This is a genomic window from Paracoccus sp. MBLB3053 (genome assembly GCF_031822435.1).
Classification (GTDB): domain Bacteria; phylum Pseudomonadota; class Alphaproteobacteria; order Rhodobacterales; family Rhodobacteraceae; genus Paracoccus; species Paracoccus aurantius.
This window is the reverse complement of sequence record NZ_JAVQLW010000001.1, coordinates 2112968-2136914: the sequence shown is the minus strand read 5'-3', so window position 1 is coordinate 2136914 and position 23947 is coordinate 2112968. Positions and strand designations below refer to the sequence as shown.

Here is a 23947-nt window from a genome sequence, read left to right as displayed (position 1 = left end):
GCCCCCTCTTTATCATTCCGCCGGCCGCGCGCTCCATTCCGGAAGCGGAAAGATCCGGTCATAGGCCCAGTTGAAGACATAGGCATAGAGCATGTAGAAAATCGCAAAGGCGATATCCATGACGAAGGCCTGCCAGATCGTCAGGCCGAGATACCAGGCGATGAAGGGCAGCAGCACCGCCAGCAGGCCCAGCTCGAACAGGATCGCGTGCAGGACGCGCACCATCCCGCGCTTCTCGGTCGTGCCCGAGACCCGCCGCAAGACCAGGTCGAAGAGGTAGTTGTAGACGAAGTTCCAGCCCGTCGCGACCGTGGCGCTGACCAGCGTGACGATCCCCATCTCGTGGAACGGCATATGGAAGGCCAGCGCGCCAAGCGGCGTGACCAGCAGAAGGCCCAGAATCTCGAAGCTGAGGGCATGACGAATGCGATCACCGACCGTGCGCATCTTGATCTCCAAAATGCTCGGGCCGTCCCGAGAGAACTTGCCCATCCTGGGGGAGGTCGTCCTCGCTTGGCCATCTTCTAGCCTTGGCACCCTCCTCGGGTCAAGCCTGCCCCCGCGGGCGGCCGGACATCCGCTTCTGCCCGTTCTCTGCACAGATGATTTTCAACGCCAGCTTAAGACAGCCACGGCACTCGTGCCGATTTCCGCGAAGCTCCGGTTTGGGCTAGGGTTTCCGCAACAAGACAGGAGCAATGCATGTCCGATTTCGCCGTGATCTGGGATTGGCTGGCCTTTGCGATACGCTGGACGCATGTTGTCACCGCGATCGCCTGGATCGGCTCGTCCTTCTACTTCGTCGCCCTCGACCTGGGCCTGCAGAAAGCCCCGCATTTGCCCAAAGGCGCGCATGGCGAGGAATGGCAGGTTCACGGCGGCGGCTTCTACCATATCCAGAAATATCTCGTCGCGCCCGAGCGCATGCCAGAGCACCTGACCTGGTTCAAATGGGAAAGCTATGCGACCTGGCTGTCGGGCGCAGCGCTTCTGATGGTGACTTATTGGGTCGGCTCGGAACTGTTCCTGATCGATCCCGCCAAGATGGAACTCGCGCCCTGGCAGGCAATCCTGATCTCGGCGGCCTCGCTTTCGATCGGCTGGCTGGTCTATGATTTCCTGTGCAAATCGAAATTGGGCGATACCCCGACCCTGCTGATGCTCTTGCTGTTCGCGATGCTTCTCGCGATGGGATGGGGCTACAACCAGATCTTCACCGGCCGCGCGACCATGCTGCATCTGGGCGCTTTCACCGCGACGATCATGACGGCGAATGTCTTCCTGATCATCATGCCCAACCAGCGCATCGTCGTGGCCGATTTGAAGGCCGGGCGCGCGCCGGACCCGAAATATGGCAAGATCGCCAAGCTGCGCTCGACCCATAACAACTACCTGACGCTGCCCGTCGTCTTCCTGATGCTGTCGAACCACTACCCGCTTGCCTTTGCCAGCGAATACAACTGGCTGATCGCGGGGCTCGTGTTCCTGATGGGCGTGACGATCCGGCACTTCTTCAACACAATGCATGCCCGCAAGGGAATGCTCTGGTGGACCTGGGCCGTGACCGCGATCCTGTTCATCCTGATCATGTGGCTGTCGACTGCGCCGATGTTCCGCCAGACGCTTGAAGAGGCCGAGGCCCGCGTGCTCACGCCCACCCAGCAGGCCATGGTCGAGGCCCCTGGTTGGGACGACACCTACAATGCCGTCATGGGCCGCTGCAGCATGTGCCATGCCCGCGAACCCAGCTACGACGGCATCCACACCGCGCCAAAGGGGGTCTTGCTGGAAACCCCCGATGACATCACCCGCGCCGCGCGCGAGATCTATATCCAGGCCGGGGTGACAGATGCCATGCCGCCGGCCAATGTCAGCTTCATGGAGCCTGCCGAAAGGCAGGCGATCATGGACTGGTATCGCGGCCTGCCCAAGGCCTTCGCCGCGAACTGACCGGCCTTTTCCCCGCCGCGCGCCTCGGCTAGGTGATGGCCGCAACAGCTCGGAGGCGGGATCATGGACAGCGGCAATGGTTGGGACGAAAGCGCCGAGGCCTGGATCGCCGACATGGGCGAGACCGGCGATTTTTCACGCCGCAACGTGCTGGACGCCCCGATGCTGGACCGCATCCGGGGCCGCGGCTTTCAGGACGCTCTGGATGTCGGCTGCGGCGAGGGGCGCTTCTGCCGGATGATCTCGGGGCTGGGCATCCGCGCGACCGGCATCGACCCGACCGCCCGCCTGATCGAAACCGCCCGGGCCCGCGACCCGCTGGGCCGCTATCACGAGGCCCGCGCCGAGGCCCTGCCCTTTGCCCCCGAAAGCTTCGATCTCGTGGTCAGCTACCTGACCCTGATCGATATCGACGACCTGGACGGTGCGATCGGGGAAATGGCCCGCGTCCTGCGTCCCGGCGGCAGCCTGCTGATCGCGAACCTGAATTCCTTCAGCACCGCCGGGAAATGGCAGGGCGAGGGCGACAGCGCGCGCGGCTACCTGATCGACAATTACCTTGAGCCGCGGGCGGAATGGGTCAGTTGGCGCGGCATCCTGATCCGCAACTGGCACCGCCCGCTGCATGCCTACATGCAGCCGCTACTGGCTCAGGGTCTGCGGCTTGCCCATTTCGACGAACCGGCCGCCCGCGAGGACCCCGCTGGCGACGCGACGACCAGGGCCGCGCGCTACAACCGCGCGCCCTATCACCATATCATGGAATGGACGAAGCCCTAGGCGCCAAGATGGCGCTTGGACTCGCGCGCGATGAAATCAACGAAAAGCCGGACCTTGGGATCCTGCAACCTGCGATGCGGGGTCAGGACCCCGAACTGGGCAGGCGACGGTGGACATTCGGGCAGGACAAGCTTCAGGCGGCCCGTCGCGATATGCTCGGCGACCTCGTAATGCGGGCGGTTCGCGATGCCGCAGCCATCCAGCGCCCAATCGGTCAGAACATCCCCATCATCTGCATCGAAATGGCCGTGGACCAAAAGCTTCTGCGGCCCCTCGGGCGTGTGCAGCACCCAGTAATATTCCGGGCTGCGCGGATAGCGCAGCAGCAGGCAATTGTGCTTGACCAGATCATCCGGCTTTTCGGGCGTGCCGCGCTTTTCCAGATATTCCGGGGTCGCGACCAGCACCCTTCTGCATTCCGCGATCCGGCGCCATTTCAGCGCTGAATCCTGCGGCTCGCCCAGGAAGAAGGCGAGGTCGATCCCATCGGCGATGATGTCCACATTGCGGTCGGACAGCCGCAGCCGGATCTCGACGCCGGGATATTCTTCGCAGAATTTCGGCACCAGGGGCGAGATCAGCCGCCGCCCCAGCCCCAGCGGCGCAGTGACCCTGAGCGCGCCATGCGGCATGCCCGAAAAACCCGATACGACGGCCTCGGCCTCGTCCAGTGTCTCGATCACGCGACGCGCACTTTCGTAGAATGCGCGGCCCACTTCGGTCGGCACCAGCTTGCGAGTCGTCCGGTTAAGCAGCCGAACGCCGAAGCGCGTCTCCAGATCCTTGATGCGATTTGAGGCAACTGCCGGAGACATGCGCAAATCGCGCCCCCCCGCCGTAATGGATCCAAGTTCGATGACGCGGACGAAAACCCGCAGACTTTCAAGATATGGCACGGTTTCGACCCGCTTCTTTCAATGATTGGCTGAAAGTCTTATGCTCAATCGGTGATTTCGCAAAGGTCAAATCGCATCTACGCTTTTTCTGAAAGCGACCCGAGCGAGGATTTGATGGGCAGCGAGCTGCGCTTCTTACTGAACGATACCGAGATCCGCCTGACCGAGGCCGGCTCCCGCGACACCCTGCTGGATTTTCTCAGGCTAAACAGGCGCCTGACCGGCACGAAGGAAGGCTGCGCCGAAGGCGATTGCGGCGCCTGCACCGTCCTTGTCGGGCGGCTGCATCACGGCCATCTGCAATATGAGCCGATCAACGCCTGCATCCGCTTCCTCGCCTCGTGCCACGGTTGCCACATCGTCACGATCGAGCATCTGCGCGGCCCGGATGGCGGGCTGCACCCGGTTCAGGCCGCGATGGTCGAGCATCACGGCAGCCAATGCGGTTTCTGCACGCCCGGCTTCGTGATGGCGCTCTATGGGCTGTGGATGCAGAACCCCCGCCCCGACATGGGCGCGATCGAAACCGCGCTGCAAGGCAACCTGTGCCGCTGCACCGGCTACGAGCCGATCGTGAAAGCTGCCCTTGCCGCCAGCGAGGCGGGCGGGCAACACATGGATGCGCTGGCTATCGAACGCGACCGCGTGACCGAAACACTGGCTGCAATCCCGCGCGACAGGGTCGACATCGCGCGCGGCGAGGATCGCGCGATCCTGCCTTCGGATGCCGCCGATCTGACAGAAGTGCTGGCCGAGAACCCCAAGGCCACCATCGTAGCCGGGGCGACCGATGTCGGGCTGTGGGTCACGAAATTCCTCAAGGACATCTCTCCGGCCGTCTTCATCGGCCACCTGCAGGACCTCAAGCGCATCGAGATCACGCCGGGCCAGATCACGATCGGCGCGGGTGTCACCTATACCGAATTCGAGCCCTTCATCCTGGCCCATTTCCCCGAGGCGCTGGATTACTGGCGCCGCATCGGCGGCTGGCAGGTGCGCAACGCCGGAACCATCGGCGGCAATGTGGCGAATGGCTCGCCCATCGGTGAAACGCCACCCCTGCTGATCGCGCTCGGGGCCTCGATCACCCTGCGCAGCCAGGCGGGCAGGCGTGATCTGCCGGTCGAGGATTACTTCATCGAATATGGCAAGCAGGACCGCCGCCCCGGCGAATTCGTCGAGGCGGTGCATATCCCGCTGAAGGGCGACGCGAGGATCGCGGCCTACAAGGTCAGCAAGCGCCACCATGCCGACATTACCGCAGCTGCGGCCGCCTTCCGTGTGGAAACGGATGGCGCGACGATCATCGACGCCTGCGTGGCGTTCGGTGGCATGGCCGGGACGCCCAGGCGCGCCGCACAGGCCGAGGCCGCGCTGAAGGGTCAGCCCTTCGCCGCCGAGACATTCGAAGCCGCCGCCCGCGCCGTGGCGAACGACTTCCAGCCGCTCAGCGACTGGCGCGCCAGCGCCGAATACCGCCAGCAGCTTGCCGCCAACTTCTTCCGCCGCTTCTGGCTGGAACAGTCGGGCGCCGAACATCGCCTGAGGAGAGCCGAATGAAACAGGACGTCATCGTCAAGGGTACTGCCCACAGCTCGATCATCCACGACTCGGCCGAGAAACATGTCACCGGCCGCGCCGACTATACCGACGACATCGCCGAGCCCATCGGCACGCTGCATGCCTATCTGGGCCTTTCGACGGTGGCGCATGGCATGATCACCACGATGGACCTCACGGCGGTGCGCGCGGCGCCGGGCGTGCATGCTGTCCTGACCGCCGAGGACATTCCCGGCGTCAACGATATCAGCCCCAACGGGCTCGATGACGACCCGGTCTTCGCCTTCCCCGAGGTGCAATTCCTGGGCCAGCCGATCTTCGCAGTCGTGGCCGAAACCCGCGACCAGGCGCGCCGCGCCTGTCAGCTGGCCAAGGTCGAATATCAGGAACTGCCCTTCGCCCTGGACGCCATGAGCGCCCGCGATGCCGGGCTGGGTTATGTGACCAAACCACTGAAACTCGCCCGTGGCGACATGGCCGAGCTTGACCGCGCGCCGCGCCGCATGTCCGGTCGCCTGACCGTCGGCGGGCAGGAACATTTCTACCTGGAAAGCCAGATCGCCTTTGCCCTGCCCGGCGAGGATGACGAGGTCATCGTCCACACCTCGACCCAGCACCCGACCGAGGTGCAGCACATGGTCGCCCATGTCTTGGGCACGGCCGCCAATGCCGTCGTGGTGAACGTGCGTCGCATGGGCGGCGGCTTCGGCGGCAAAGAGACGCAGATGAACATCTTCTCGGTGATCGCCGCCCTCGCCGCGAAGAAGCTGCACCGCCCCGTCAAGCTGCGCCCCGACCGCGATGACGATTTCCAGATCACCGGCAAGCGCCACGACTTCGTCATCGACTATCAGGTGGGCTATGACGAGACCGGCAAGATCCACGCCGTCAGCGGAGACTTCTACGCGCGCTGCGGCTTCTCGGCGGATCTCTCGGGTCCGGTGACGGATCGCGCGCTGTTCCATGCCGACAATGCCTATTACTACCCGGCGGTCGAACTGCGCAGCCATCCGATGAAGACCAATACCTGTTCAAACACCGCCTTCCGCGGCTTCGGCGGTCCGCAGGGCGTCATCATGGCCGAGCGCGTGGTCGAGGACATCGCCTACGCCCTTCAGCGCGACCCTTTGGAAATCCGCCGGCTGAACCTTTACGAAAATGGCCAGCTCACCCCCTATCATCAGGAGGTCGAAGACCAGATCCTGCCACGCATTCTCGATGAGCTCGAAGCCAGCAGCGACTATCAGGCGCGCCGGCGGGCGGTGATCGAATGGAACGCGCGGGGCGGCGTGATCCGCAAGGGCATCGCGCTGACCCCGGTCAAGTTCGGCATCAGCTTCACCGCGACCTGGTTCAACCAGGCGGGCGCGCTCGTCCATATCTATTCGGACGGCTCGATCCACCTGAACCATGGCGGCACCGAAATGGGCCAGGGGCTGAACACCAAGGTCGCGCAGGTCGTGGCCGAGGCGCTTGGCGTCGACATCGATCGTATCAGGATCACCAAGACGACGACCGAGAAGGTGCCGAACACCTCGGCCACCGCGGCCTCGTCCGGTTCCGACCTGAACGGCATGGCGGCACTGCACGCCTGCCAGCAGTTGATCGAGCGTCTGACCGCCTTTGCCGCCGAGGCCAAGGGCGTTGCGCCCGAACTCGTCAGCATCGGCGAGACGGTGCAGATCGGCACCGAGCAAATGCCGTTCCAGGATTTCGTCAAGACCGCCTATATGGCCCGTATCCAGCTTTCGGCGACCGGCTTCTACAAGACGCCCAAGATCCACTGGGATCGCGACACCGGGCGCGGCCGGCCCTTCTATTACTTCGCCTATGGCGCGGCCTGCGCCGAGGTCGCGGTCGACACCCTGACCGGCGAATATGTCATCGAGCGCGCCGACGTGCTGCATGACGTGGGCCGCAGCCTGAACCCGGCATTGGACAAGGGCCAGGTCGAGGGCGCCTTCGTGCAGGGCACCGGCTGGCTGACCAGCGAGGAGCTGTGGTGGGACGCCAAGGGGCAGCTCAAGACCCATGCCCCTTCGACCTACAAGATCCCGCTCGCCTCGGATCGGCCCAAGGTCTTCAACGTGGCGCTGGCAGATTGGTCGGTGAACCGCGAGAACACCATCAAGCGCTCGAAGGCCGTGGGTGAGCCCCCTTTCATGCTGGGCATCTCGGTCTTCCAGGCGCTGAACATGGCGGTCGCGTCGTTCAACGGCTATGCCGAGAACCCGCGCATCGACGCCCCCGCCACGCCGGAACGCGTTCTCATGGCGATCGAGAAGCTCAGATGATCCGGGTCACGATCACCCGCACGCGGGGGTCGTCGCCCCGCGAGGCCGGCGCCACGATGCATGTGACGCGCGATGCGACGCAGGGCACGATCGGGGGCGGACAGCTTGAATTCATGGCGATCGACCGCGCGCGGCAGATGCTTGCGCGCGGCGAGGACAGCGCCAGGATGGATGTTCCCCTTGGACCCGAGATCGGCCAGTGCTGCGGCGGTCGGGTCGAACTGGATCTGTGCCGGGTCAAGGCAATCTCAGCGGATGATGACCATCCGCAGGTGCTGATCTTCGGTGCGGGGCATGTCGGGCGGGCGCTCAGCCGCGCGCTCGCTCTGCTGCCCCTGCGGCCCATCCTGATCGACCAACGCGCAAGCGAATTGACACAGGCCACCGGCGAGACCCGCCTGACCCCCCTGCCTGAGGCCGAGATCCGCAAGGCCCCCTTCGGCACCAGCTATATCGTCGTGACGCATGATCATGCGCTGGACTTTCTTTTGTCCGCCGAGGCTTTGCGCCGGATGGATGCCCCCTATATCGGCATGATCGGCAGCCAGACAAAGCTCGCGCAGTTCCGTCGCTTTGCCCGTGCACAGGGTCTGGACACCGACAGGCTGACCTGTCCCATCGGCGCCGGCTATTCGCGTGACAAGCGCCCCGAGATCATCGCCGCCTTCACCGCCGCCGAACTGATCGGCCGGCTGACCGAAACCACATCACCGGTTCCCCAAATCAAATGCGACAACTGATCCGAGGGCGGACGCTCTCTTTCCATGCGGACCCCGCCCTGTCCGAGGATGCCTTCACCTATCACGAAAACGGCGCGGTGCTTGTCGAGGATGGCAAGATCGTCGCTACCGGCGACTACGCGGATCTCCGCGCTGACGGCCTGCCCGAGATCGACCATCGCCCGAACCTGATCCTGCCCGGCTTCATCGACCCGCACCTGCATTTCCCGCAAGTGCAGGTCATCGCGAGCTGGGGGGCGCAGCTTCTGGACTGGCTCAACACCTATACCTTCCCGAGCGAGGCGCAGTTCAGCGACGAGGGTCACGCCACGCGCATGGCCGACGCCTTCCTGAAGCTGCTGCTCTCGCATGGCACGACCTCGGCGGTGGCCTTCTGCTCGAGCCACCCGCAATCGGTCGAGGCGCTGTTCCAGGCCTCCGAGGCGCGCAACATGGCGATGATCGCGGGCAAGGTCATGATGGACCGCAATGCGCCCGAGGCCGTCCTCGACACGCCGCAGCGCGGCTATGACGACAGCAAGCGCCTGCTGGAAAAATGGCATGGCCGCGGCCGCCAGCGCTACGCCATCACCCCGCGCTTCGCCATCACCTCGACGCCCGAGCAGATGGAGGCGACCGGAACGCTGGTTCGCGAGCACCCCGACTGCCATATCCAGACCCATCTGAGCGAGAACCTCGCCGAGATCGAATTCACCCTAAGTCTTTATCCCAAGGCACGGGATTACCTGAATATCTACGAATCTTACGGATTGCTCGGCCCGAAGATCCTACTGGGCCATTCGATCCACCTGCGCGAACGCGAGATCGCCCGCATGGCCGAGACCGGCAGCCGCGCGATCTTCTGCCCGACCTCGAACCTGTTCCTGGGCTCGGGACTTTTCGACGAGGCCGGCCTGCGCGCGGCGGGCATCACCTCGGGGATCGCGACGGATATCGGGGGCGGCAGCAGCTATTCGATGCTTCAGACCCTGAACGAGGGCTACAAGATCCTTCAGCTGCGCGGCCAGAAGCTGCATCCCTTTGCGGCTTTCCACTGGGCGACGCGGGGGAATGCCGTGGCATTGGGTATGGAGGATCGGATCGGCACGCTGACCCCCGGCACGGATGCGGATCTTGTCATCCTCGACAGCCGCGCCACCCCCGCCATGGCACTGCGCATGGAAAAGGCCCAGACCCTCGCCGAAGAGCTTTTCGTACTCCAGATCATGGGGGACGACAGGTCGGTGGCGCAGACCTATGTCGCGGGCCGTCCGATGCTCTGATCTCGCCGTTCCGGCTCAAGAGCCGAAGAAAGACGGAAGCGGGGCGCAGCCTGGAACTGCGCGCCCCGCTTTCTTGCCCGGTCAGTGCAACGGGATCTCATCTATGGCGCCGGGGCGGTTCTGCACACCCAAGCGGTCGACGATGGTTCTCGAGGCCTCGTTCAGGCCGACCACATCCACCGTGGCCCCGCCTCGCCGGAATTTGAGCACCACCGAGTCCAGAGCCTGCACCGACGAGATGTCCCAGATATGGGCGCCGGACACGTCGATGGCAACGCGGGCCGGCTTCTCGGCAAAATCGAAGGCCGCCATGAAATCCTCGACCGAGCCGAAGAAAAGCTGGCCGTTGACGCGATAGGTCCGGGATCGACCATCCTCGGCCAGCTCTGACGTGACGCGGAACATCGTGACGATCTTGGCGGCAAAGAAGATCCCCGACAGAAGCACTCCGATCAGCACGCCGATCGCGAGATTGTGGGTCCAGACGACAGCCACCACCGTCGACAGCATGACGATCGACGATGACCGGGGATGGGTCCGAAGCGACCCGATCGAGGACCAGGAAAAGGTTCCGATCGAAACCATGATCATCACGGCGACCAGCGCGGCCATCGGAATGCGCGCGACCAGCGGCCCAAGGAAAACCACGAAGATCAGCAGCATGACGCCTGCAAAGGCACAGGAAAGCCTGCCCCTTCCGCCGGATTTGACGTTGATCATGCTCTGGCCGATCATGGCGCAACCTGCCATGCCACCGATGAAACCGGTCGCAGCGTTGGCAAGTCCCTGGCCGATGCATTCCTGGTTCCGGCTGGTCTTCGTGTCCGTCAGCTCGTCGACAAGGTTCTGTGTCATCAGGCTTTCAAGCAGCCCGACCACGGCAACCGCCAGCGCATAGGGAAAGATGATGGCCAGCGTCTCGAGGTTCAGCGGAACCTGAGGGACAAGGAATGACGGCAGGGCATCCGGCAGCGATCCCATGTCGCCCACCGTGCGCACGTCCCAGCCCAGCCCGATCGCCAGCGCGGTCAACACGACGATCGTGACCAGCGGCGATGGGATCGCACGGTTCACCAGCGGGAAAAGATAGATGATGGCGAGCCCCGCCGCGACCAGAGGATAGGTCAGCGCCGGCACCCTGGCGGGATCAAGCTCGGGCAATTGCGCCATGAAGATCAGGATCGCAAGCGCATTCACAAAGCCGGTCATGACCGATTTCGAAACGTATCGCATGACGAAGCCCAGCCGCAGCAGGCCCATCCCGATCTGCAAGAGCCCGGCAAGCACCGTTGCCGCCAGCAGGTAATCCAGCCCGTGATCGCGCACGAGCGACCCCATGAGCACGGCCGTGGCCGCGGTTGCGGCGGAAATCATTCCGGGCCGGCCGCCAGCGATCGCCGTGATCAGGGCAATCGAGAACGAGGCATAAAGCCCGACTTTGGGGTCAACACCCGCGATGATCGAAAAGGCGATCGCCTCGGGGATCAGGGCAAGGGCCACGACAAGCCCGGCAAGCAGGTCTCGGCGAATATTGCCGAACCATTCGTGACGATAGGTCTCCAGTGAAATCATGCAAAATCCATTCCCTGTCCGAAACGGCACGAAGCCTTGTTGCGGAACCGAATTCAGGGTCAATCAGATGGTCCGGCGGATCGGCGGCCGGAAGAGCCACCCGGGAATCTCACCCGGGGTCCAGGTTTTCAGCAGCCTGATAGGGGAAGGCGGCGGGTCGTTGCAAGACCCCGATCGATCTTGAACCTATCGGAAGCGCGCCAAGCCCATGACTGTGGCAACCAGGCCGCGCCCTGCCCAACAGTTGCGCCTTTTCCACCTTGTGAACACACGATCGTGACGCGCGCAAAGAATTTCCGGCCCCCTGCCTCGCCCTCCGATTCTGCCGCAGAACGCGCAAGGACCGCCCGGACCCCGTTTTGGACCAATATCGACGTCACGAGTAAATTGCGTTGACATGATGATTGAGCCTCGGCAAGCTCGCCTCAATGAAAACCGAACAGCAAGGAAACATCATGACCAAAACCAAACAATTCGCAGGCAAGTCGGCGAAAGACGCGATCGACGAGAGCGGCTTTGAGAACCTGATCGACACGGTTGCGAAATTCACCGCGGCCGTCGATCGCAAGCTGCGCGGAACCGCGCACAAGGTCACGCTGCAGGAATGGTCCGCTCTGCGTTCGCTGAACGAGGCCGAAGGCACGGAAGGCTCCAGCCGTTCGCCGGGCAAATCTGTCGCCGCCAAACTGGTCAAGAAGGGCCTGGTCACCCGTGAGGAAGATGGCCCGCTGTCGCTGACCGACGAAGGCAAGGCCGCGCTGGCCGAATTTTCGACCCTGACGAAAACGATCATCGCCGAGCTGGAAAAGGAAGAATGCGGCAAGATCAGCGCGACGACCGCACGCCCGCTGGCCCGCGCGACCCGCGCCATCCGCAAGCTGACGACCGAGAAGAAAGAAGAGGCGGTCGAGGCGTAAGCCCGGCCCTGCCCCAACGGATGCCCGGCCGCGGCGCGTAGTCCTACGCCGACCGCTCCGGGCATCTTCCCCAGTTCGCAACCCCAATTGTCAGAGGCCGTCGCCGCAATGAAGTTCGTCATCCATATCGGAATGGGAAAAACCGGAACGTCTGCCATTCAGAGCGTTCTGGCCCAGCATTCGGCCCAGCTCGAGCAGCAGGGCGTGAAATATTTCGGTCGGTGGCTCGGAGACGAGGCGGGCAAGCGGAACGGGCGGCTGGGTCAGAAGGACTTCTTCAAGGCATCCGATGCCGAAAAAGCCCTGCATGCCAAGGAAATCTTCGCCCAGGCGAAGGCACTTCACCGCTCGGACAAGCTGAAGACCTTCGTTCTCTCGAACGAGGCCTACTGGTCGCGCGCCAATGACCTGAAGCCCTTCCTTGACGAGCTGAAGAAACATGCCGAGGTCGAGATCGTCGGCTATGTCCGCGATCCCGCGGGATGGCTGCCCTCTGCCTATTGCCAATGGGGCGTCGTCCACAAGGTCTACAAGGACAACCTTCTCGACTACCCGACCATGGCCGAAACCCTCATGGAGCGCTATGAGCGGGTCAAGGACTGGCTGGACCATTTCCGCGACGATCTCACCATTCGCCATTACGATGCGGTCGAAAGCGTCGTGGCCGATTTCCTGGCCAATCTCGGGGTCGAACTGACCGTGCGTCGGGACAGAAGCTACATGCGGCGCAGCGATGCCGAACTGCTGTTGCGCGCGCTGGTCAATGACCGGCAGGAAGGCAAGACCAGGGGCACCGAATTCGACGACATGATGCAGTGGAAGGATGCGCTTGCGGGTCCCAGCCTGCCCGATGTCGCAGGCATGACGCTGGACTATTCCCAGACCCAGAACATCATCGACGCCCATGTCGAGGACCTGAAGCTCTACGAACAGGAATTCGGCATCGACCTGCTGGCCCGCAAGGCCAAGGAACAGGCGCCGATCGACATGAACGACCTTCGCCTCGGGATGGTGGATGTGCTGACGAAGCTCGTCATCTCTCAGGGGGCGCGCATCCGCGAGCTGGAAACCAAGATGGCTGCGAACAGCCCCATGTCGGCGCGCCGCGCCGAGCGGCTGGCCGCGAGGGCCAGGAGAGCCGCGGCGGCAGACGAAGATTAAGCGCGCGGCGTCCTGCGCTGAGAGCGGGAGTGAAAATTCGGAAGGCCGCTAGCGTCGAAAGTGAGTGACCCACACTGAGAAAGGCGCCACACGCTTCTAACGTGCCCCGGCTTGGATGCACCAATTGTTGAATTCAGCCTGCCGGGGAGTTCGCCGCAGGCTGTCATCTTGGCCTACCCCATGGCAGGCCGGGCCGCGCCCGAAAGCCTGATCGCGCTGGCCCGAAATTGACCAAGATCCACGGAGCGGCGAAGAGTTTTCCGCGCTCTCGCCTGGCGAATTCAAGACCTTCGCGGATTTGCTTCGTCATGATGACGATGAAGATTATCAACTATGTGCGCAACGCTGTTTCGTTCATGGCGTCTTCACTTCACCAGCGCGTCAAGGCTGCTTTTTCCGAACCTTCAGCCCGGAGTCACCCGCTCCCGGCTTCTCGAAGATGCGGCGGCGTTACGCGGGCCATGATGTGACCTATGTCGATTTCGCGCGCGATCGCCTTTACAACAATTGCGTCGTTCAGGATTTTTGCCGACGCGTCGGGATCGACATCCGACCGGACGAAGCCATCACCTCGAACAAAAGTGTCTGCGCCCTTACCACCTCCATTTTCTACTGCAGGAATAGGACGGCTGCGATGACTGGCGTCGCAGTGGGACAGCCGTCGACATTCTGGCCATATCCCCTGCCGCCCGCAAAGGCGAAGCGGCGCAAGCCAATTGCGGCTGAGGTAGCCGCCACGGCTGGCTCGGCTGCGGCATATACCCGGCAAAAGCATCGCCAAGGGCTGATTGCGGAACGGGCCCCTGCACAGGCGGGGGCCGTTTTTCTGGCATATAGCTCAGCTTTCGCCGGCGTCCGACTTGCTCGCCTGCAGGATGGCGGTGATCGCGGAAAGCGTGCGCATCGCGGGGGCGACGCTGCTTGCAGGTCGCTTTTCGTTCATCGCTGCCGCCACCTTTTCGAAAATCGCATCGCGCTTGCTGATCAGATCGAAGGCACCCTGCTTGGCCGAAATATTGACCGCCCGCGCGTTTTCCTCGATGCCCCCGACTTCCACGAGATCGAGGTTTTCAAGCTTCTTGACCGTCCGCCAGGCCAGTTGCCGCGAGATCGAGAGCTTCTTGCCCAGTTCGAAGGGCCTGTGCTCTCCGCCTGACACGAGCAGATCGAGAACCGCCCATTGGCCCAGAGTCAGAACCGGCCCCACATCGTTGAACATTTCTTCGAAGCTGCCGGTCAGCCGCGCGACTGCCGTGAAGAGCTCCTTGATGTCATCCTTTGTCTTGACGACGACCTTCGTCTCGGGGGCGATTTCGGCGTCAGTTTTGTCAACGACTTCGGCTTTCACGACATTTCCTCCGTCATGTTTTCACGTTCTGGAAGGTAGCGGATTGCCGCGCATCCAATCAACACCGTTTATCTGGATCGTCAGCCTAGGCGTGCATGTGGTGCGACCCGGAGACATCGAACAGGCATGCGCGCTTGGGGCGGAACGCCTGACACGTTCACCCATGCGGAAGATGCGTGGATGCGAAATTGCAGAAGGTTTTCCCGCAGCTGCGGGAAGACGATCATGCAAAATCTGGACGGGATCGATTTCCGAACCAGACGCATTCCCGACGATTTCATGATTTGATGGTACCGCCTCCCCGGCTCGAACGGGGGACCTCTAGATCCACAATCTAGCGCTCTAACCAACTGAGCTAAGGCGGCACTGGCGCGGTTACTAGCGCCAGTTTTCGGGGGATGCAACCCCGTCTTGTCGGAAAAACGCACGCAATGTATTCAAGGTTCCTTACCGGCAAATGCCTTGCCAGACGGAGACCCGAGAATGAGCATCAACAGCGAAAGTGAAGTCGCCGCGAACCTGCAGATCGGCCCCACCGATCGCGGCATGGTCCGGATTTATGTCGAGGCGGAAGGCGTTGATCTTCCTCTGGATTTCGACCCGGAAGAAGCCGAGGAAATCGCCGAGGAGTTGCTTGCCGCTGCCGAGGCCGCGCGCGAGATGAACCAAGGCGGAAAACAGGGCAAGCCTGCTAGGAAACCGAAGCGCTGACGCCAAGCGGATCAGTCGCCTGAAAGAGGCGCAGCGTCGAAACGCGGGCGATCTCGCGCATAAGACGACTGCGCCTTGCCGCGGCAAGCCTGCTTTCGGGGCCCAGACGGACCAGTTCGCCGCCCCAGCTGTCCGCTCGTATCAGACCCGTTTCCTCAGGCAGCAGGTCTTCGGGGAAATCACCGTCGACAGCCCAGAAGAAGCGGTCGCAGAACTCAAGATAGTTCTGCCATTTCCGGTCCGAAACGAAATCGGCGCGGCAACTCTTGCATTCGACGACCCAGATCTCGCCCTTGGGCGAAATCGAAATCACGTCGACACGAAGACCACCACTGGGCACGAACTCGGCCAGCGCGGCATGGCCCAGAGATGTCAAAAGCCGCGCAACCCCGCGCGCAAGGCGCTGGCCGGCCTTCATCTGCTGCAACAAGTCATCCTGAGGCTTCGGGCATGGATCAGACATGGCCGGATGATGAACCAATCGTGAACATCTGACAAGACCGCCCGCTGTTTTCAAACGTCCGGCCCTTGCGGCAGGAAGGCGGGAAGCCTATTTACGGCGGTGGCGGGTTTCTGCTCTTCGCGTGCGCGGCCTTTTTTTCCACTGGCCTATAATTTCACCGAGGGGGCTGGCTCTGTCGAGGCCCTGGTCTCGTTATCTGGTCCCCACCTGGACATCCAGGCTTTCGGGGAAACCTGCGCTGCCACGGTTGCTGTGGTTCCCGCCACCCTTCCCCACCATGCCCTGAAACGCGAAGGGACGGCCCGAAGGCCGCCCCGATTTGCATGAGAGGAGGGAGGAGGGTCTTAGAAACCGTAGACCAGCGACACGCCCAGCGTGTTGTCGGTGCGGATCGCGCGATCGGAAACATACTCGGTCTTGTACGAGAAGCGGGTCGCGAAAGCGTCCGACATCTTGAAGTTCAGACCCAGTTCGTTGGTCGCGGTATCGTTCGCATCCGAGGTCAGGTAGTCGGTGTCGTTCGTCAGGAAGAACGTGTCGCTGAACCGGTGATAGAAGCGCGACGACACGAGGTAGCCCACGCCGGTATCCGAGTCGAGTTCAAGAGTCTCGGCGACCGGATCGATCACATCGACCTGCTTGGTGTAACGGATACCAACCGCAGCCTGCATGCGCCAGGCCGTGGTGTCATTGTTGATGATCCGATAGCCCGGACCGATACCGAAATAGGCGTCGCGCTTCATCCGGCCGTCCAGATCCTCGAACGTGTCCCCGTCATCGAGGCTGACCGGGTCATCGGCAAGCGAATCCGTGGTCAGACGACCCAGCGCGAAGCCGTAGAAACGATCGTTGATGTTGTACATGCCCTCATAGATCGTCGAGGTTTTCTCGGTGTCCTTGTCACCGTTATTGTCCTCGCCATATTCAAGCAGGATCCCGACCGATTGCGAGAAGGCGCCGGCGTTGCTCGAAAGGCGTCCCGACAGGCTGAAGTCCTGGTTTTCGCTGTTGCCGGTGCGTCCGACATAGCTCAGGGCGACCGATCCGTAGATGCCTTCGGCGCGATCTGGCGGGCCATAGCGATAGGCGTCGGACGAACGATCAAAATCGTCGCGCACCGCATCTTCGACATCATTCATCTGTTCGTTGACGTCAGAAATCCCGGTCGCGTTGGCGCCGGTCGCGATTTCCGTCTGGGCGAAGGCCGGCGAAGAAAGAGCAGCGGCCAACGCCGTGGCGCCAGCGAGGTAAGCAAGAGCTTTCATGTCTTCAGTCCTTTTGAACCGTTTTCGTGTCCGTGGCCATCAAAGCCTGTCTGACCACGAGCATCTCTGCTGGGGAAAGAATTAGACCCGCGCGGCTGCCTCATAAAGGCTCGCGGCGCGAAGCCGGGACATCGCGAAATCGTGAAATCGATGTGGTGAAGCCGCATCGGCGGAAATTGGAGCAAGCAAATTCGTGATGAAACCAATCGCCATTGGCGAGTCCGCTATTATTTTTAGAAGTAGCTCAGGGACTAACGCGCAACCTCAGGTTTCACAAAACATGTGAGTTTCGTAACAATGGCAGAAACGAGGCATACGCGCCCAATAATTAAGCAATCAATATGCCCAATTGGCGAACGCTACTTGTTGCACGTTTTCCACAGTTTTTTGCAACAATGTGTCCAGTGCAGGGAACAAACCAGGCTTTTCCTGCCGCTATAACGCCTGGCATCCATGCCCCGACCCGTGCTTCGTTGCAGCAGAAACACGGATTGCCGATGAATCGCGACGATTCTGCAACGTGGTCTTAAGGCGCCCGCCCCTTGAGCGCGGATTGTCGTCCGAAGCCATACGCATCACGAATATGCCGAACTGGACACCCGAAAACAGCAGGGCATGGAAAATAGCGAGCATGGCGACCGCGATTGATCCGCCGCGCGTTTCGATCACCAGGCCACGCAGCCCCGCCACGTCGAAGCCTATGAGGAGCGCCGTGAAGGCCAGGGCAAGGCATATGCCCCAGACGATGCTGACAAGGTAAAGTTTAACCAGACGCGGCATGGCGGGCTTCCGATCTGACGGCTGACAAGCCCAGCTTATGCCAGATCGGATGAAATGCCCAAATATTTCGCGGTGCGGCCCCGGTCAGAATTCCTCGGGGCGGGCCTCCCGCGCCATGTGATCCAGCACGGCATTCACGAATTTCGCTTCACGTCCTTCGGGGAAGAAGGCCTGCGCGATCCGAACATATTCCGAGATCACCACCTTGGGCGGCGCGCCGCGCTCGACCAGTTCCGAACCGGCCGCACGGAACAGGGCGCGCAGGACCGGATCGATGCGATCTATCGGCCATTTCTCGACCAGGGCGCGATCCGTCATGCGGTCGATCCGGGCCTGCCAGTTCACCGCCTGGTCGACGATCCGGCTGAACAGGGCGGGATCGGCCTCGATCGAGACCATGTCCTCATCCTCGTCCAGACGTCCGATGCGCCATTGCTTGAATTCAGCCATCACCCGATCCGCCGACTGGCCGATCGATTCCATCTGGAACAGCGCCTGGACGGCATACATCCGCGCTGCCGACGTGCGGGCCTGCCGGGCCGCCTTTTCTTCCGGGCTCCGCCGGTTTCCACCTTGCCCGCTCATGCGCCACTCGGTCCTTCTAGTTCACCCGCAAGGCGGATGATATCCGGCTTCTCGCCGCTTTTCTGCCGAACGGGGCGGGTTTCCCAGCCGCGTTTCAGCGCTATCAGATGCAGGGCCGCAGCGGCGGCTCCGCCGCCCTTGTTCTGTCCGTGCGGTTCGGCACGGACCTCGGCCTGCTCGTAATTCTCGACCGTCAGGATGCCATTGCCGATGCAATGGCCCTGAAGACCCAGAAGGGTGATCCCGCGCGAGCTGTCATTGCAGACCGTATCGTAATGCGTCGTCTCGCCACGGATAACGCAGCCAAGGGCCACGTAGCCGTCATAAAGACTGCGCGAAGCGGCCAATCCGATGGCGGTCGGCACTTCCAGCGCGCCGGGCACCTCGACAAGATCGACGCTTGCCCCGGCCTCGGTCGCGACGGCTTTCGCCCCCTCGATCATCGCATCTGCAATCGCACGGTAATAGGGCGCGACCACGATCAGCAGCCGGACGCCGCCTTCGAAGCGCGGCAACGGCAGTTGATAATGTTCGATGCTGGCGGCCATGGCTTACTCTTTGGGAATCGGACGCGTGGAATGGATCGAAAGGCCGTAGGCGTCAAGCCCAACCACCTTCGTCGGAGCGGAATTGCTGAGAAGAACCAACTCGGACAGCCCGAGCACCGACAGGATTTGCGCCCCCAGCCCGTATTGCCGCAGCACGTGGGGCGAAACCTCACCCTGCACCGGCAGCTTCTTTTCGAGATCGCGGAACAGGACCACGACGCCCCTGCCCTCATCTGCGATGAGCCGCATCGCGGCACCCAATTCGCCCGCATCCTTGCGTCCGATCCCCAAGACGTCATGCAGCGGATCAAGAGCATGCATCCGGACCATGACCGGGCCGGGCGTGGTCACATCGCCCTTGGTCAGCACGACATGTTCGGCGCCCGAGGTTTCATCCCCGAACACCCGCATGACCCATTCGCCCCCATGAATGGACTCGACCGTCGTCTGGCTGCGTTCATTGATCAGGTTGTCATGGCGGCGACGATAGGAAATCAGGTCGCTGATGGTGCCGATCTTCAGCCCGTGCTTCTGCGCGAAGGCCACCAGATCGGGTAGGCGCGCCATGCTGCCATCCTCGTTCATGATCTCGCAGATCACGCCCGAAGCGTTCAGCCCGGCCAGCCGCGACACATCGACGGCCGCCTCGGTATGGCCGGCCCGCACCAGGACTCCGCCCTCGCGCGCGCGAAGCGGGAAGACATGTCCGGGGGATGCGATATCGGCGGCGCCCTTGGTCGGATCAATGGCGACTGCGACCGTGTGGGCGCGGTCCTGGGCCGAAATGCCGGTGGTGACGCCTTCCCTTGCCTCGATCGACATGGTGAAAGCCGTCTCATGGCGGCTGGAATTCTTGGGACTCATCAGCGGCAGCCCCAGCGCGTCGATGCGCGATCCGGGCAAGGCAAGGCAGATCAGGCCGCGCCCATGCATGGCCATGAAGTTGATGGCCTCGGGCGTTGCCATCTGGGCGGGGATGATCAGATCCCCCTCATTCTCGCGGTCCTCGTGGTCGACGAGGATGAACATGCGGCCGTTGCGGGCCTCGTTGATGATTTCCTCGGTCCGGGAAATCGCATCCGACCAGTCGGTCTCGACGGGTCCGGGTTTATCGTACTGCATCCGCAACTCCTGCAAAGAAAGCCTGGCCGGTCACGAAACCCGCCAGCCCGCCCGCTTCCATCATCTCGCGCTCATGCGCAGTCTCGCCGATCATCAACACGGCATCGCCCGGAAGGCCCTGCTGTTTCAGCCAGCACTTCATTTCGTCGCGCATCGCCGTCCAACTGCTGCCGAAGGGCGCGAGCCCGCGTCCCGACACCGCATTGATCTGGGCGGCCAAAGCCTCGGGCGCAAGTCGCGGCGCGCAGCCCAGGTGAGGTGACGCGGCGGAGATCGCGATGCGATCGGCCTGCGGCGCGGCGACCCGCTGCCCGTTGCGAAAGACGCCGAGCCCGTTCGAAGAATAAAGAAACGCAATCAGATCGCGCCCGGTCGTGGCCCGCACGCCGGCATAGGTCTTGTAGTCAAGACCTAGCTGCCTGGCCCTTCTGACCTGCATCCGCACGATCTCGACGGGCAGCCGCGCCCCCAGCAATTCCCGGCGTGCGACATTCCAGCAATGGGCGCGGAAGCCGCTTCCGATCCCAGGCCCGCCGTTATGCCCGATGCCCGGCGTCATCAACCGGCCTCGGCCAGCCGCGCGACATAGCGCGCCAGCGTGTCGATCTCCAGATTGATGGCATCCCCCGGCTTGACCGCGCCCCAGGTCGTCACCGTTTGCGTATGCGGGATGACGTTGACGCCAAAGGTCGAGCCCGCAACCTCGTTCACGGTCAGCGATGTCCCGTTGAGCGCGATCGACCCCTTTGGCGCGATGAAACGGGCAAGCTCATCCGGCGCGCGGAAGGTGATGCGTGTGCTGTCGCCTTCATCATGCATTTCTTCGATCAGGGCGACGCCGTCGACATGACCCGAAACGATATGGCCGCCAAGTTCATCGCCGACACGCAGGGCGCGTTCTAGGTTCAGTCGCTTGCCTTCGGCCCAGCCATTGGCACCGATCGCCGTCTTGGAAATCGTCTCGGCCGAGATATCGACATCGAACCACCCCTGCCCCTTGTCGATCACGGTCAGGCAGATCCCGTCGCAGGCGATCGAGGCCCCCAGATCGACCCCGGTCATGTCGTAATTGCAGCCAATCCGCGCCCGCATGTCACCGCGCATCTCGACGCGCTCGACGGTTCCGATATCGGTGATGATCCCGGTGAACATGATTGCTCCCCAATTGGTTTCCTGCGCCGAGACGTAGAGCGTCATCGTGCATTCTTCAAGCAAAGGTACGCCTATATCGGGGCAGTTTGGGCGAAAGCTGGTGACAGGTCAGCCACATTGGTGCATTCACGGAAATGCTCGTCGTTTTTCAAGAGCGATGCAGAATAACACTTTGCCATAATGACACTTAAACGATTCACTGGGACTGCGACGGGAATATGATGTGACTGTGCAGAAACCCGCACCGAAGCCCATGCTCGCGCATGAACTGGCATTGAAGCCGGTCGAGCAGCGCGTGTTCCTGATGCTTCAGGGCCCCCATGGACCGTTTTTTGACAAACTGGGCCGGCAGTTGCGCCGCGCGGGCGCCGAAGTCTGGCGGGTCGGCTTCAACGCGGGCGATGAATTCTTCTGGTCCGATGCATCGCATTTCATCCGACATACCGCCCCGCCCGAAGAATGGCCTGTCCATCTCGAACGGATCATAAAGGAAAAGGGCGTCACCGATATCGTCCTTTACGGCGATGTCCGCCCGGTTCACGCCGCTGCCCGGTCGGCGGGCAAGCGTTTCGGCCTGGTCCTCCATGTTTTCGAAGAGGGTTATCTGAGACCGTTCTGGATCACCTATGAACGTGGCGGCTCCAACGGTCATTCCGCGCTCATGGATATTCCGGTGCGGCAGATGCGCAATGCGCTGCGCGGCCGGGTCGGTGAGCTGTCCCGCCCGCCCGCGCGCTGGGGCGACATGCGACAGCACAAGTTCTATGGCGCGCTTTATCATTTCTTCGTGCTGATCAAGAACGGGCGATACAAGGGCTATCGCACCCACCGCCAGATCAGCGTGTTCCAGGAATTCCGCCTGAACTTTCGCCGCCTGCTCTTCACGCCGATCGATGTCATCGCCCAGCGACGCGAAGCGGATGCCGTGCGCAATGGCGGCTTTCCCTATGTGCTCGTGCTGATGCAACTCGAACACGATTCGAACTTCGTCGCCCATTCCCCCTATGGCCGGATGGCGGATTTCACCGACGAAGTCCTGGCCGAATTCGCCCGTTCTTCCCCCCGCCACCATCATCTCGTCTTCAAGGCCCATCCGCTCGAGGATGGGCGGGGCGGCATTCGGCAGGCGATTTCCGAGCGGGCAGCCAGCCTTGGCATCTCCGACCGGGTTCATTTCGTGCGCGGCGGAAAGTTGGCGCAGCTGCTCAACCAGGCGCGTGCGACGATCACCGTGAACTCCACCTCGGCCCAGCAGGCGCTATGGCGCGGCCTTCCGGTCAAGGCCATGGGCCGCGCCGTCTATGACAAGCCGGGTCTCGTTTCGGATCAGGATCTGGCCGGGTTCCTCGCCGATCCCATGGCCCCCAATGCCTGGGCCTATCGGCGCTACCGGGACTTTCTTCTGGAAAGCAGCCAGGTCCCGGGCGGTTTCTATTCCAATCGTTCGCGCGCCCATGCGCTGCGCATTGTCGTCGATATGATGATCGCTCCCGAAGATCCCTATGATGCGCTCGTGGCGGGACGTGGGAAATATCGGCAACAGATGGAGCACAATCAGGAATAGATTCGGAGAAATTATGGAAAACTTCTCCGCGCTGATCTAACTTACCCCAAAAATGAGGTGGGCAAAGCCCGCCCAAGGACGAGAGAGACAGGAGTTACAGCTTGACCGCATTGAGCTTTTCGCGCGCCGACGGCTGCGCTGCACAGGCAAAGCGCAGCAGCCTGGCCGCCCGGTTGGGTCAGATCGCAATCTTGGGTGCCGTGATCCTCGTATCCGCCTGCGGCCTGCCGCGCTCGGGCCCGACACGCGGCCAGATCTATGATGGCGCCGTCGCCAAGGGGGGAAGCAGCCATATCGTCGCGGTCGACGACCGCGTGAACCGGGCCGCGAACTTCTCTCCGACCTATGGTTTCAGCGCCGATTTCCAGCGTGCCGGACAGGTCGGCGCCGACGAGGTCCGCCCCGGTGACGTTCTGGGGCTGTCGATCTGGGAAAACGTCGATGACGGGCTGCTGGCGTCGATGGGCACCAGCTCGACCCAGCTTCAGCAGCTTCAGGTCGACAGCCAGGGCTATATCTTCGTGCCCTATGCGGGCCGGATCATGGCGGCGGGCAACAGCCCCGACGAGCTGCGCCGCATCATCACCCAGAAGCTTGAAACCCAGACGCCCGATCCGCAGGTCATGGTCACGCGCGTCGCAGGCGACGGCGCGACCGTCTCGGTTCTGGGCAAGGTCAACGCGCAGGGGGTCTATCCGATCGAACGACCGACGCGGCAACTTTCGTCGATGCTGTCCCGTGCGGGCGGGGTCTCGATCGAGCCCGAAATCGCCGTGGTCACGGTCAAGCGTGCCGGCAATAGCGGCAAGGTTTGGTTGCGCGACCTCTATTCCAACTCGCGCAACGACATCGCGCTGCGCCCGGGCGACATCATCCTTGTCGAGGAAGACCAGCGCAGCTTCACTGCACTTGGCGCGCTTGGCGGGCAGACCAAGGTTCCGCTGGGCAACGAACAGATCAACGCGATCGAGGCCGTGGCCATGGTTGGCGGCCTTCAGACGGCTCTGGCCGATCCAAAGGGCGTGTTCATCATGCGCGAAGAACCGCAATCGGTGGCGCGCGCCGTCCTTGGGCGCAATGACATCTACGGCACGCAACGCATGGCGTATGTGCTTGACCTGACCAAGCCCGACGGCATGTTCATGGCGCGCGACTTCCTCGTCCGCGACGGCGACACCGTCTATGTGACCGAGGCGCCGATGGTTCAGTGGACCAAGACGCTCAACGTCATCCTTGCCCCGGTCAACCAGATCCGCACGACTGAATCCGGGTTCTGA

23 protein-coding genes, 1 tRNA gene and 1 other annotated feature are annotated in these 23947 nt (G+C 62.5%); of the genes, 11 read left to right on the top strand and 13 right to left on the bottom strand.

Annotated elements, in window-relative coordinates; all coding sequences use genetic code 11:
- Positions 1–12: 12 nt before the first annotated feature.
- Positions 13–447: a PACE efflux transporter gene (locus RGQ15_RS10685; protein WP_311160202.1), complete on the bottom strand. Its 435-nt coding sequence runs from the start codon at positions 445–447 to the stop codon at positions 13–15.
- A 255-nt stretch (positions 448–702) separates the two neighbouring features.
- Between RGQ15_RS10685 and RGQ15_RS10680 the strand changes: the two genes are divergently transcribed.
- Both RGQ15_RS10680 and RGQ15_RS10675 read left to right on the top strand, forming a co-directional pair.
- Positions 703–1950, top strand: coding sequence for a urate hydroxylase PuuD (locus RGQ15_RS10680; RefSeq protein ID WP_311160201.1), 1248 nt, complete (start codon positions 703–705; stop codon positions 1948–1950).
- Positions 1951–2013: 63 nt separating this feature from the next.
- Positions 2014–2730 carry a class I SAM-dependent methyltransferase gene (locus RGQ15_RS10675; RefSeq protein ID WP_311160200.1) on the top strand — a complete coding sequence of 239 codons (717 nt, stop codon included), beginning with the start codon at positions 2014–2016 and terminating at the stop codon, positions 2728–2730.
- On the opposite strand, the gene RGQ15_RS10670 is transcribed toward RGQ15_RS10675, so the two are convergent.
- Positions 2727–3626, bottom strand: a complete 900-nt coding sequence (locus tag RGQ15_RS10670) for a LysR family transcriptional regulator (RefSeq protein WP_311160199.1) — start codon at positions 3624–3626, stop codon at positions 2727–2729. The two genes, RGQ15_RS10675 and RGQ15_RS10670, sit on opposite strands and share 4 nt — an antisense overlap.
- Before the next feature lie 114 nt (positions 3627–3740).
- Between RGQ15_RS10670 and xdhA the strand changes: the two genes are divergently transcribed.
- From xdhA to guaD, 4 genes are read left to right on the top strand one after another with little or no spacing between them, the layout of a single operon-like run.
- Positions 3741–5186 carry a xanthine dehydrogenase small subunit gene (gene xdhA, locus RGQ15_RS10665; RefSeq protein WP_311160198.1) on the top strand — a complete coding sequence of 482 codons (1446 nt, stop codon included), beginning with the start codon at positions 3741–3743 and terminating at the stop codon, positions 5184–5186.
- Complete coding sequence (xdhB, locus tag RGQ15_RS10660) at positions 5183–7480, top strand: xanthine dehydrogenase molybdopterin binding subunit (RefSeq protein ID WP_311160197.1); 2298 nt, start codon at positions 5183–5185, stop codon at positions 7478–7480. Before xdhA ends, xdhB begins: the two co-directional genes overlap by 4 nt.
- Positions 7477–8220 (top strand): xanthine dehydrogenase accessory protein XdhC, encoded by a 744-nt coding sequence (gene xdhC, locus RGQ15_RS10655; RefSeq protein ID WP_311160196.1) that lies wholly within the window; start codon positions 7477–7479, stop codon positions 8218–8220. The genes xdhB and xdhC overlap by 4 nt, the downstream gene beginning before the upstream one ends.
- Positions 8208–9482 carry a guanine deaminase gene (gene guaD / locus RGQ15_RS10650; protein WP_311160195.1) on the top strand — a complete coding sequence of 425 codons (1275 nt, stop codon included), beginning with the start codon at positions 8208–8210 and terminating at the stop codon, positions 9480–9482. Before xdhC ends, guaD begins: the two co-directional genes overlap by 13 nt.
- 81 nt (positions 9483–9563) lie before the next feature.
- Here the strand turns inward: guaD and RGQ15_RS10645 are convergent, their stop codons facing one another.
- Positions 9564–11054: a SulP family inorganic anion transporter gene (locus RGQ15_RS10645; RefSeq protein WP_311160194.1), complete on the bottom strand. Its 1491-nt coding sequence runs from the start codon at positions 11052–11054 to the stop codon at positions 9564–9566.
- A 66-nt stretch (positions 11055–11120) separates the two neighbouring features.
- Positions 11121–11179, bottom strand: a sequence feature (sul1 is cis-regulatory element that is thought to sense ions involved in sulfur or methionine metabolism; They are found in Alphaproteobacteria).
- Positions 11180–11509: 330 nt separating this feature from the next.
- On the opposite strand from RGQ15_RS10645, the gene RGQ15_RS10640 reads away from it, so the two are divergent.
- Positions 11510–11971: a hypothetical protein gene (locus tag RGQ15_RS10640; protein WP_311160193.1), complete on the top strand. Its 462-nt coding sequence runs from the start codon at positions 11510–11512 to the stop codon at positions 11969–11971.
- A 108-nt stretch (positions 11972–12079) separates the two neighbouring features.
- Complete coding sequence (locus RGQ15_RS10635; protein WP_311160192.1) at positions 12080–13132, top strand: hypothetical protein; 1053 nt, start codon at positions 12080–12082, stop codon at positions 13130–13132.
- 838 nt (positions 13133–13970) lie between these two features.
- Here the strand turns inward: RGQ15_RS10635 and RGQ15_RS10630 are convergent.
- On the bottom strand, positions 13971–14480 hold the full coding sequence (locus tag RGQ15_RS10630) for a MarR family winged helix-turn-helix transcriptional regulator (RefSeq protein WP_311160191.1): 510 nt from the start codon (positions 14478–14480) through the stop codon (positions 13971–13973).
- 288 nt (positions 14481–14768) lie between these two features.
- Positions 14769–14845: transfer RNA gene (locus tag RGQ15_RS10625), tRNA-His, on the bottom strand.
- Positions 14846–14963: 118 nt separating this feature from the next.
- Here RGQ15_RS10625 and RGQ15_RS10620 point away from each other — a divergent pair.
- Positions 14964–15191 carry a DUF6324 family protein gene (locus RGQ15_RS10620; protein WP_311160190.1) on the top strand — a complete coding sequence of 76 codons (228 nt, stop codon included), beginning with the start codon at positions 14964–14966 and terminating at the stop codon, positions 15189–15191.
- Here the strand turns inward: RGQ15_RS10620 and RGQ15_RS10615 are convergent.
- The 8 genes from RGQ15_RS10615 to RGQ15_RS10580 form a co-directional block, all read right to left on the bottom strand.
- The gene (locus RGQ15_RS10615) at positions 15172–15609 is read right to left on the bottom strand and encodes an MmcB family DNA repair protein (RefSeq protein WP_311161076.1); all 438 of its coding nucleotides are present in this window, start codon (positions 15607–15609) and stop codon (positions 15172–15174) included. The genes RGQ15_RS10620 and RGQ15_RS10615 overlap by 20 nt on opposite strands.
- A 389-nt stretch (positions 15610–15998) precedes the next feature.
- Complete coding sequence (locus tag RGQ15_RS10610) at positions 15999–16919, bottom strand: DUF481 domain-containing protein (RefSeq protein ID WP_311160189.1); 921 nt, start codon at positions 16917–16919, stop codon at positions 15999–16001.
- A gap of 435 nt (positions 16920–17354) precedes the next feature.
- The gene (locus tag RGQ15_RS10605) at positions 17355–17699 is read right to left on the bottom strand and encodes a hypothetical protein (protein WP_311160188.1); all 345 of its coding nucleotides are present in this window, start codon (positions 17697–17699) and stop codon (positions 17355–17357) included.
- 84 nt (positions 17700–17783) lie between these two features.
- The gene (nusB, locus tag RGQ15_RS10600; RefSeq protein ID WP_311160187.1) at positions 17784–18284 is read right to left on the bottom strand and encodes a transcription antitermination factor NusB; all 501 of its coding nucleotides are present in this window, start codon (positions 18282–18284) and stop codon (positions 17784–17786) included.
- Positions 18281–18832, bottom strand: a complete 552-nt coding sequence (locus tag RGQ15_RS10595) for a 6,7-dimethyl-8-ribityllumazine synthase (RefSeq protein WP_311160186.1) — start codon at positions 18830–18832, stop codon at positions 18281–18283. The genes nusB and RGQ15_RS10595 overlap by 4 nt, the downstream gene beginning before the upstream one ends.
- Before the next feature lie 3 nt (positions 18833–18835).
- Positions 18836–19954 carry a 3,4-dihydroxy-2-butanone-4-phosphate synthase gene (ribB, locus tag RGQ15_RS10590; RefSeq protein ID WP_311160185.1) on the bottom strand — a complete coding sequence of 373 codons (1119 nt, stop codon included), beginning with the start codon at positions 19952–19954 and terminating at the stop codon, positions 18836–18838.
- Positions 19941–20513 carry a hypothetical protein gene (locus RGQ15_RS10585; RefSeq protein WP_311160184.1) on the bottom strand — a complete coding sequence of 191 codons (573 nt, stop codon included), beginning with the start codon at positions 20511–20513 and terminating at the stop codon, positions 19941–19943. The genes ribB and RGQ15_RS10585 overlap by 14 nt, the downstream gene beginning before the upstream one ends.
- On the bottom strand, positions 20513–21106 hold the full coding sequence (locus RGQ15_RS10580) for a riboflavin synthase (RefSeq protein ID WP_311161075.1): 594 nt from the start codon (positions 21104–21106) through the stop codon (positions 20513–20515). Before RGQ15_RS10580 ends, RGQ15_RS10585 begins: the two co-directional genes overlap by 1 nt.
- A gap of 253 nt (positions 21107–21359) precedes the next feature.
- On the opposite strand from RGQ15_RS10580, the gene RGQ15_RS10575 reads away from it, so the two are divergent.
- Positions 21360–22670 (top strand): capsule biosynthesis protein, encoded by a 1311-nt coding sequence (locus RGQ15_RS10575; RefSeq protein WP_311161074.1) that lies wholly within the window; start codon positions 21360–21362, stop codon positions 22668–22670.
- A gap of 101 nt (positions 22671–22771) precedes the next feature.
- Positions 22772–23947: a polysaccharide biosynthesis/export family protein gene (locus RGQ15_RS10570; RefSeq protein ID WP_409201314.1), complete on the top strand. Its 1176-nt coding sequence runs from the start codon at positions 22772–22774 to the stop codon at positions 23945–23947.

Bases quoted from the DNA above. Each gene is read 5' to 3' on its own strand.
- RGQ15_RS10685 (WP_311160202.1), bottom strand. From the start codon at position 447: ATGCGCACGGTCGGTGATCGCATTCGTCATGCCCTCAGCTTCGAGATT.
- RGQ15_RS10680 (WP_311160201.1), top strand. From the start codon at position 703: ATGTCCGATTTCGCCGTGATCTGGGATTGGCTGGCCTTTGCGATACGC.
- RGQ15_RS10675 (WP_311160200.1), top strand. From the start codon at position 2,014: ATGGACAGCGGCAATGGTTGGGACGAAAGCGCCGAGGCCTGGATCGCC.
- xdhA (WP_311160198.1), top strand. From the start codon at position 3,741: ATGGGCAGCGAGCTGCGCTTCTTACTGAACGATACCGAGATCCGCCTG.
- xdhB (WP_311160197.1), top strand. From the start codon at position 5,183: ATGAAACAGGACGTCATCGTCAAGGGTACTGCCCACAGCTCGATCATC.
- xdhC (WP_311160196.1), top strand. From the start codon at position 7,477: ATGATCCGGGTCACGATCACCCGCACGCGGGGGTCGTCGCCCCGCGAG.
- guaD (WP_311160195.1), top strand. From the start codon at position 8,208: ATGCGACAACTGATCCGAGGGCGGACGCTCTCTTTCCATGCGGACCCC.
- RGQ15_RS10645 (WP_311160194.1), bottom strand. From the start codon at position 11,054: ATGATTTCACTGGAGACCTATCGTCACGAATGGTTCGGCAATATTCGC.
- RGQ15_RS10640 (WP_311160193.1), top strand. From the start codon at position 11,510: ATGACCAAAACCAAACAATTCGCAGGCAAGTCGGCGAAAGACGCGATC.
- RGQ15_RS10635 (WP_311160192.1), top strand. From the start codon at position 12,080: ATGAAGTTCGTCATCCATATCGGAATGGGAAAAACCGGAACGTCTGCC.
- RGQ15_RS10620 (WP_311160190.1), top strand. From the start codon at position 14,964: ATGAGCATCAACAGCGAAAGTGAAGTCGCCGCGAACCTGCAGATCGGC.
- RGQ15_RS10615 (WP_311161076.1), bottom strand. From the start codon at position 15,609: ATGAAGGCCGGCCAGCGCCTTGCGCGCGGGGTTGCGCGGCTTTTGACA.
- RGQ15_RS10610 (WP_311160189.1), bottom strand. From the start codon at position 16,919: ATGAAAGCTCTTGCTTACCTCGCTGGCGCCACGGCGTTGGCCGCTGCT.
- RGQ15_RS10605 (WP_311160188.1), bottom strand. From the start codon at position 17,699: ATGCCGCGTCTGGTTAAACTTTACCTTGTCAGCATCGTCTGGGGCATA.
- nusB (WP_311160187.1), bottom strand. From the start codon at position 18,284: ATGAGCGGGCAAGGTGGAAACCGGCGGAGCCCGGAAGAAAAGGCGGCC.
- RGQ15_RS10595 (WP_311160186.1), bottom strand. From the start codon at position 18,832: ATGGCCGCCAGCATCGAACATTATCAACTGCCGTTGCCGCGCTTCGAA.
- ribB (WP_311160185.1), bottom strand. From the start codon at position 19,954: ATGCAGTACGATAAACCCGGACCCGTCGAGACCGACTGGTCGGATGCG.
- RGQ15_RS10585 (WP_311160184.1), bottom strand. From the start codon at position 20,513: ATGACGCCGGGCATCGGGCATAACGGCGGGCCTGGGATCGGAAGCGGC.
- RGQ15_RS10580 (WP_311161075.1), bottom strand. From the start codon at position 21,106: ATGTTCACCGGGATCATCACCGATATCGGAACCGTCGAGCGCGTCGAG.
- RGQ15_RS10575 (WP_311161074.1), top strand. From the start codon at position 21,360: ATGCTCGCGCATGAACTGGCATTGAAGCCGGTCGAGCAGCGCGTGTTC.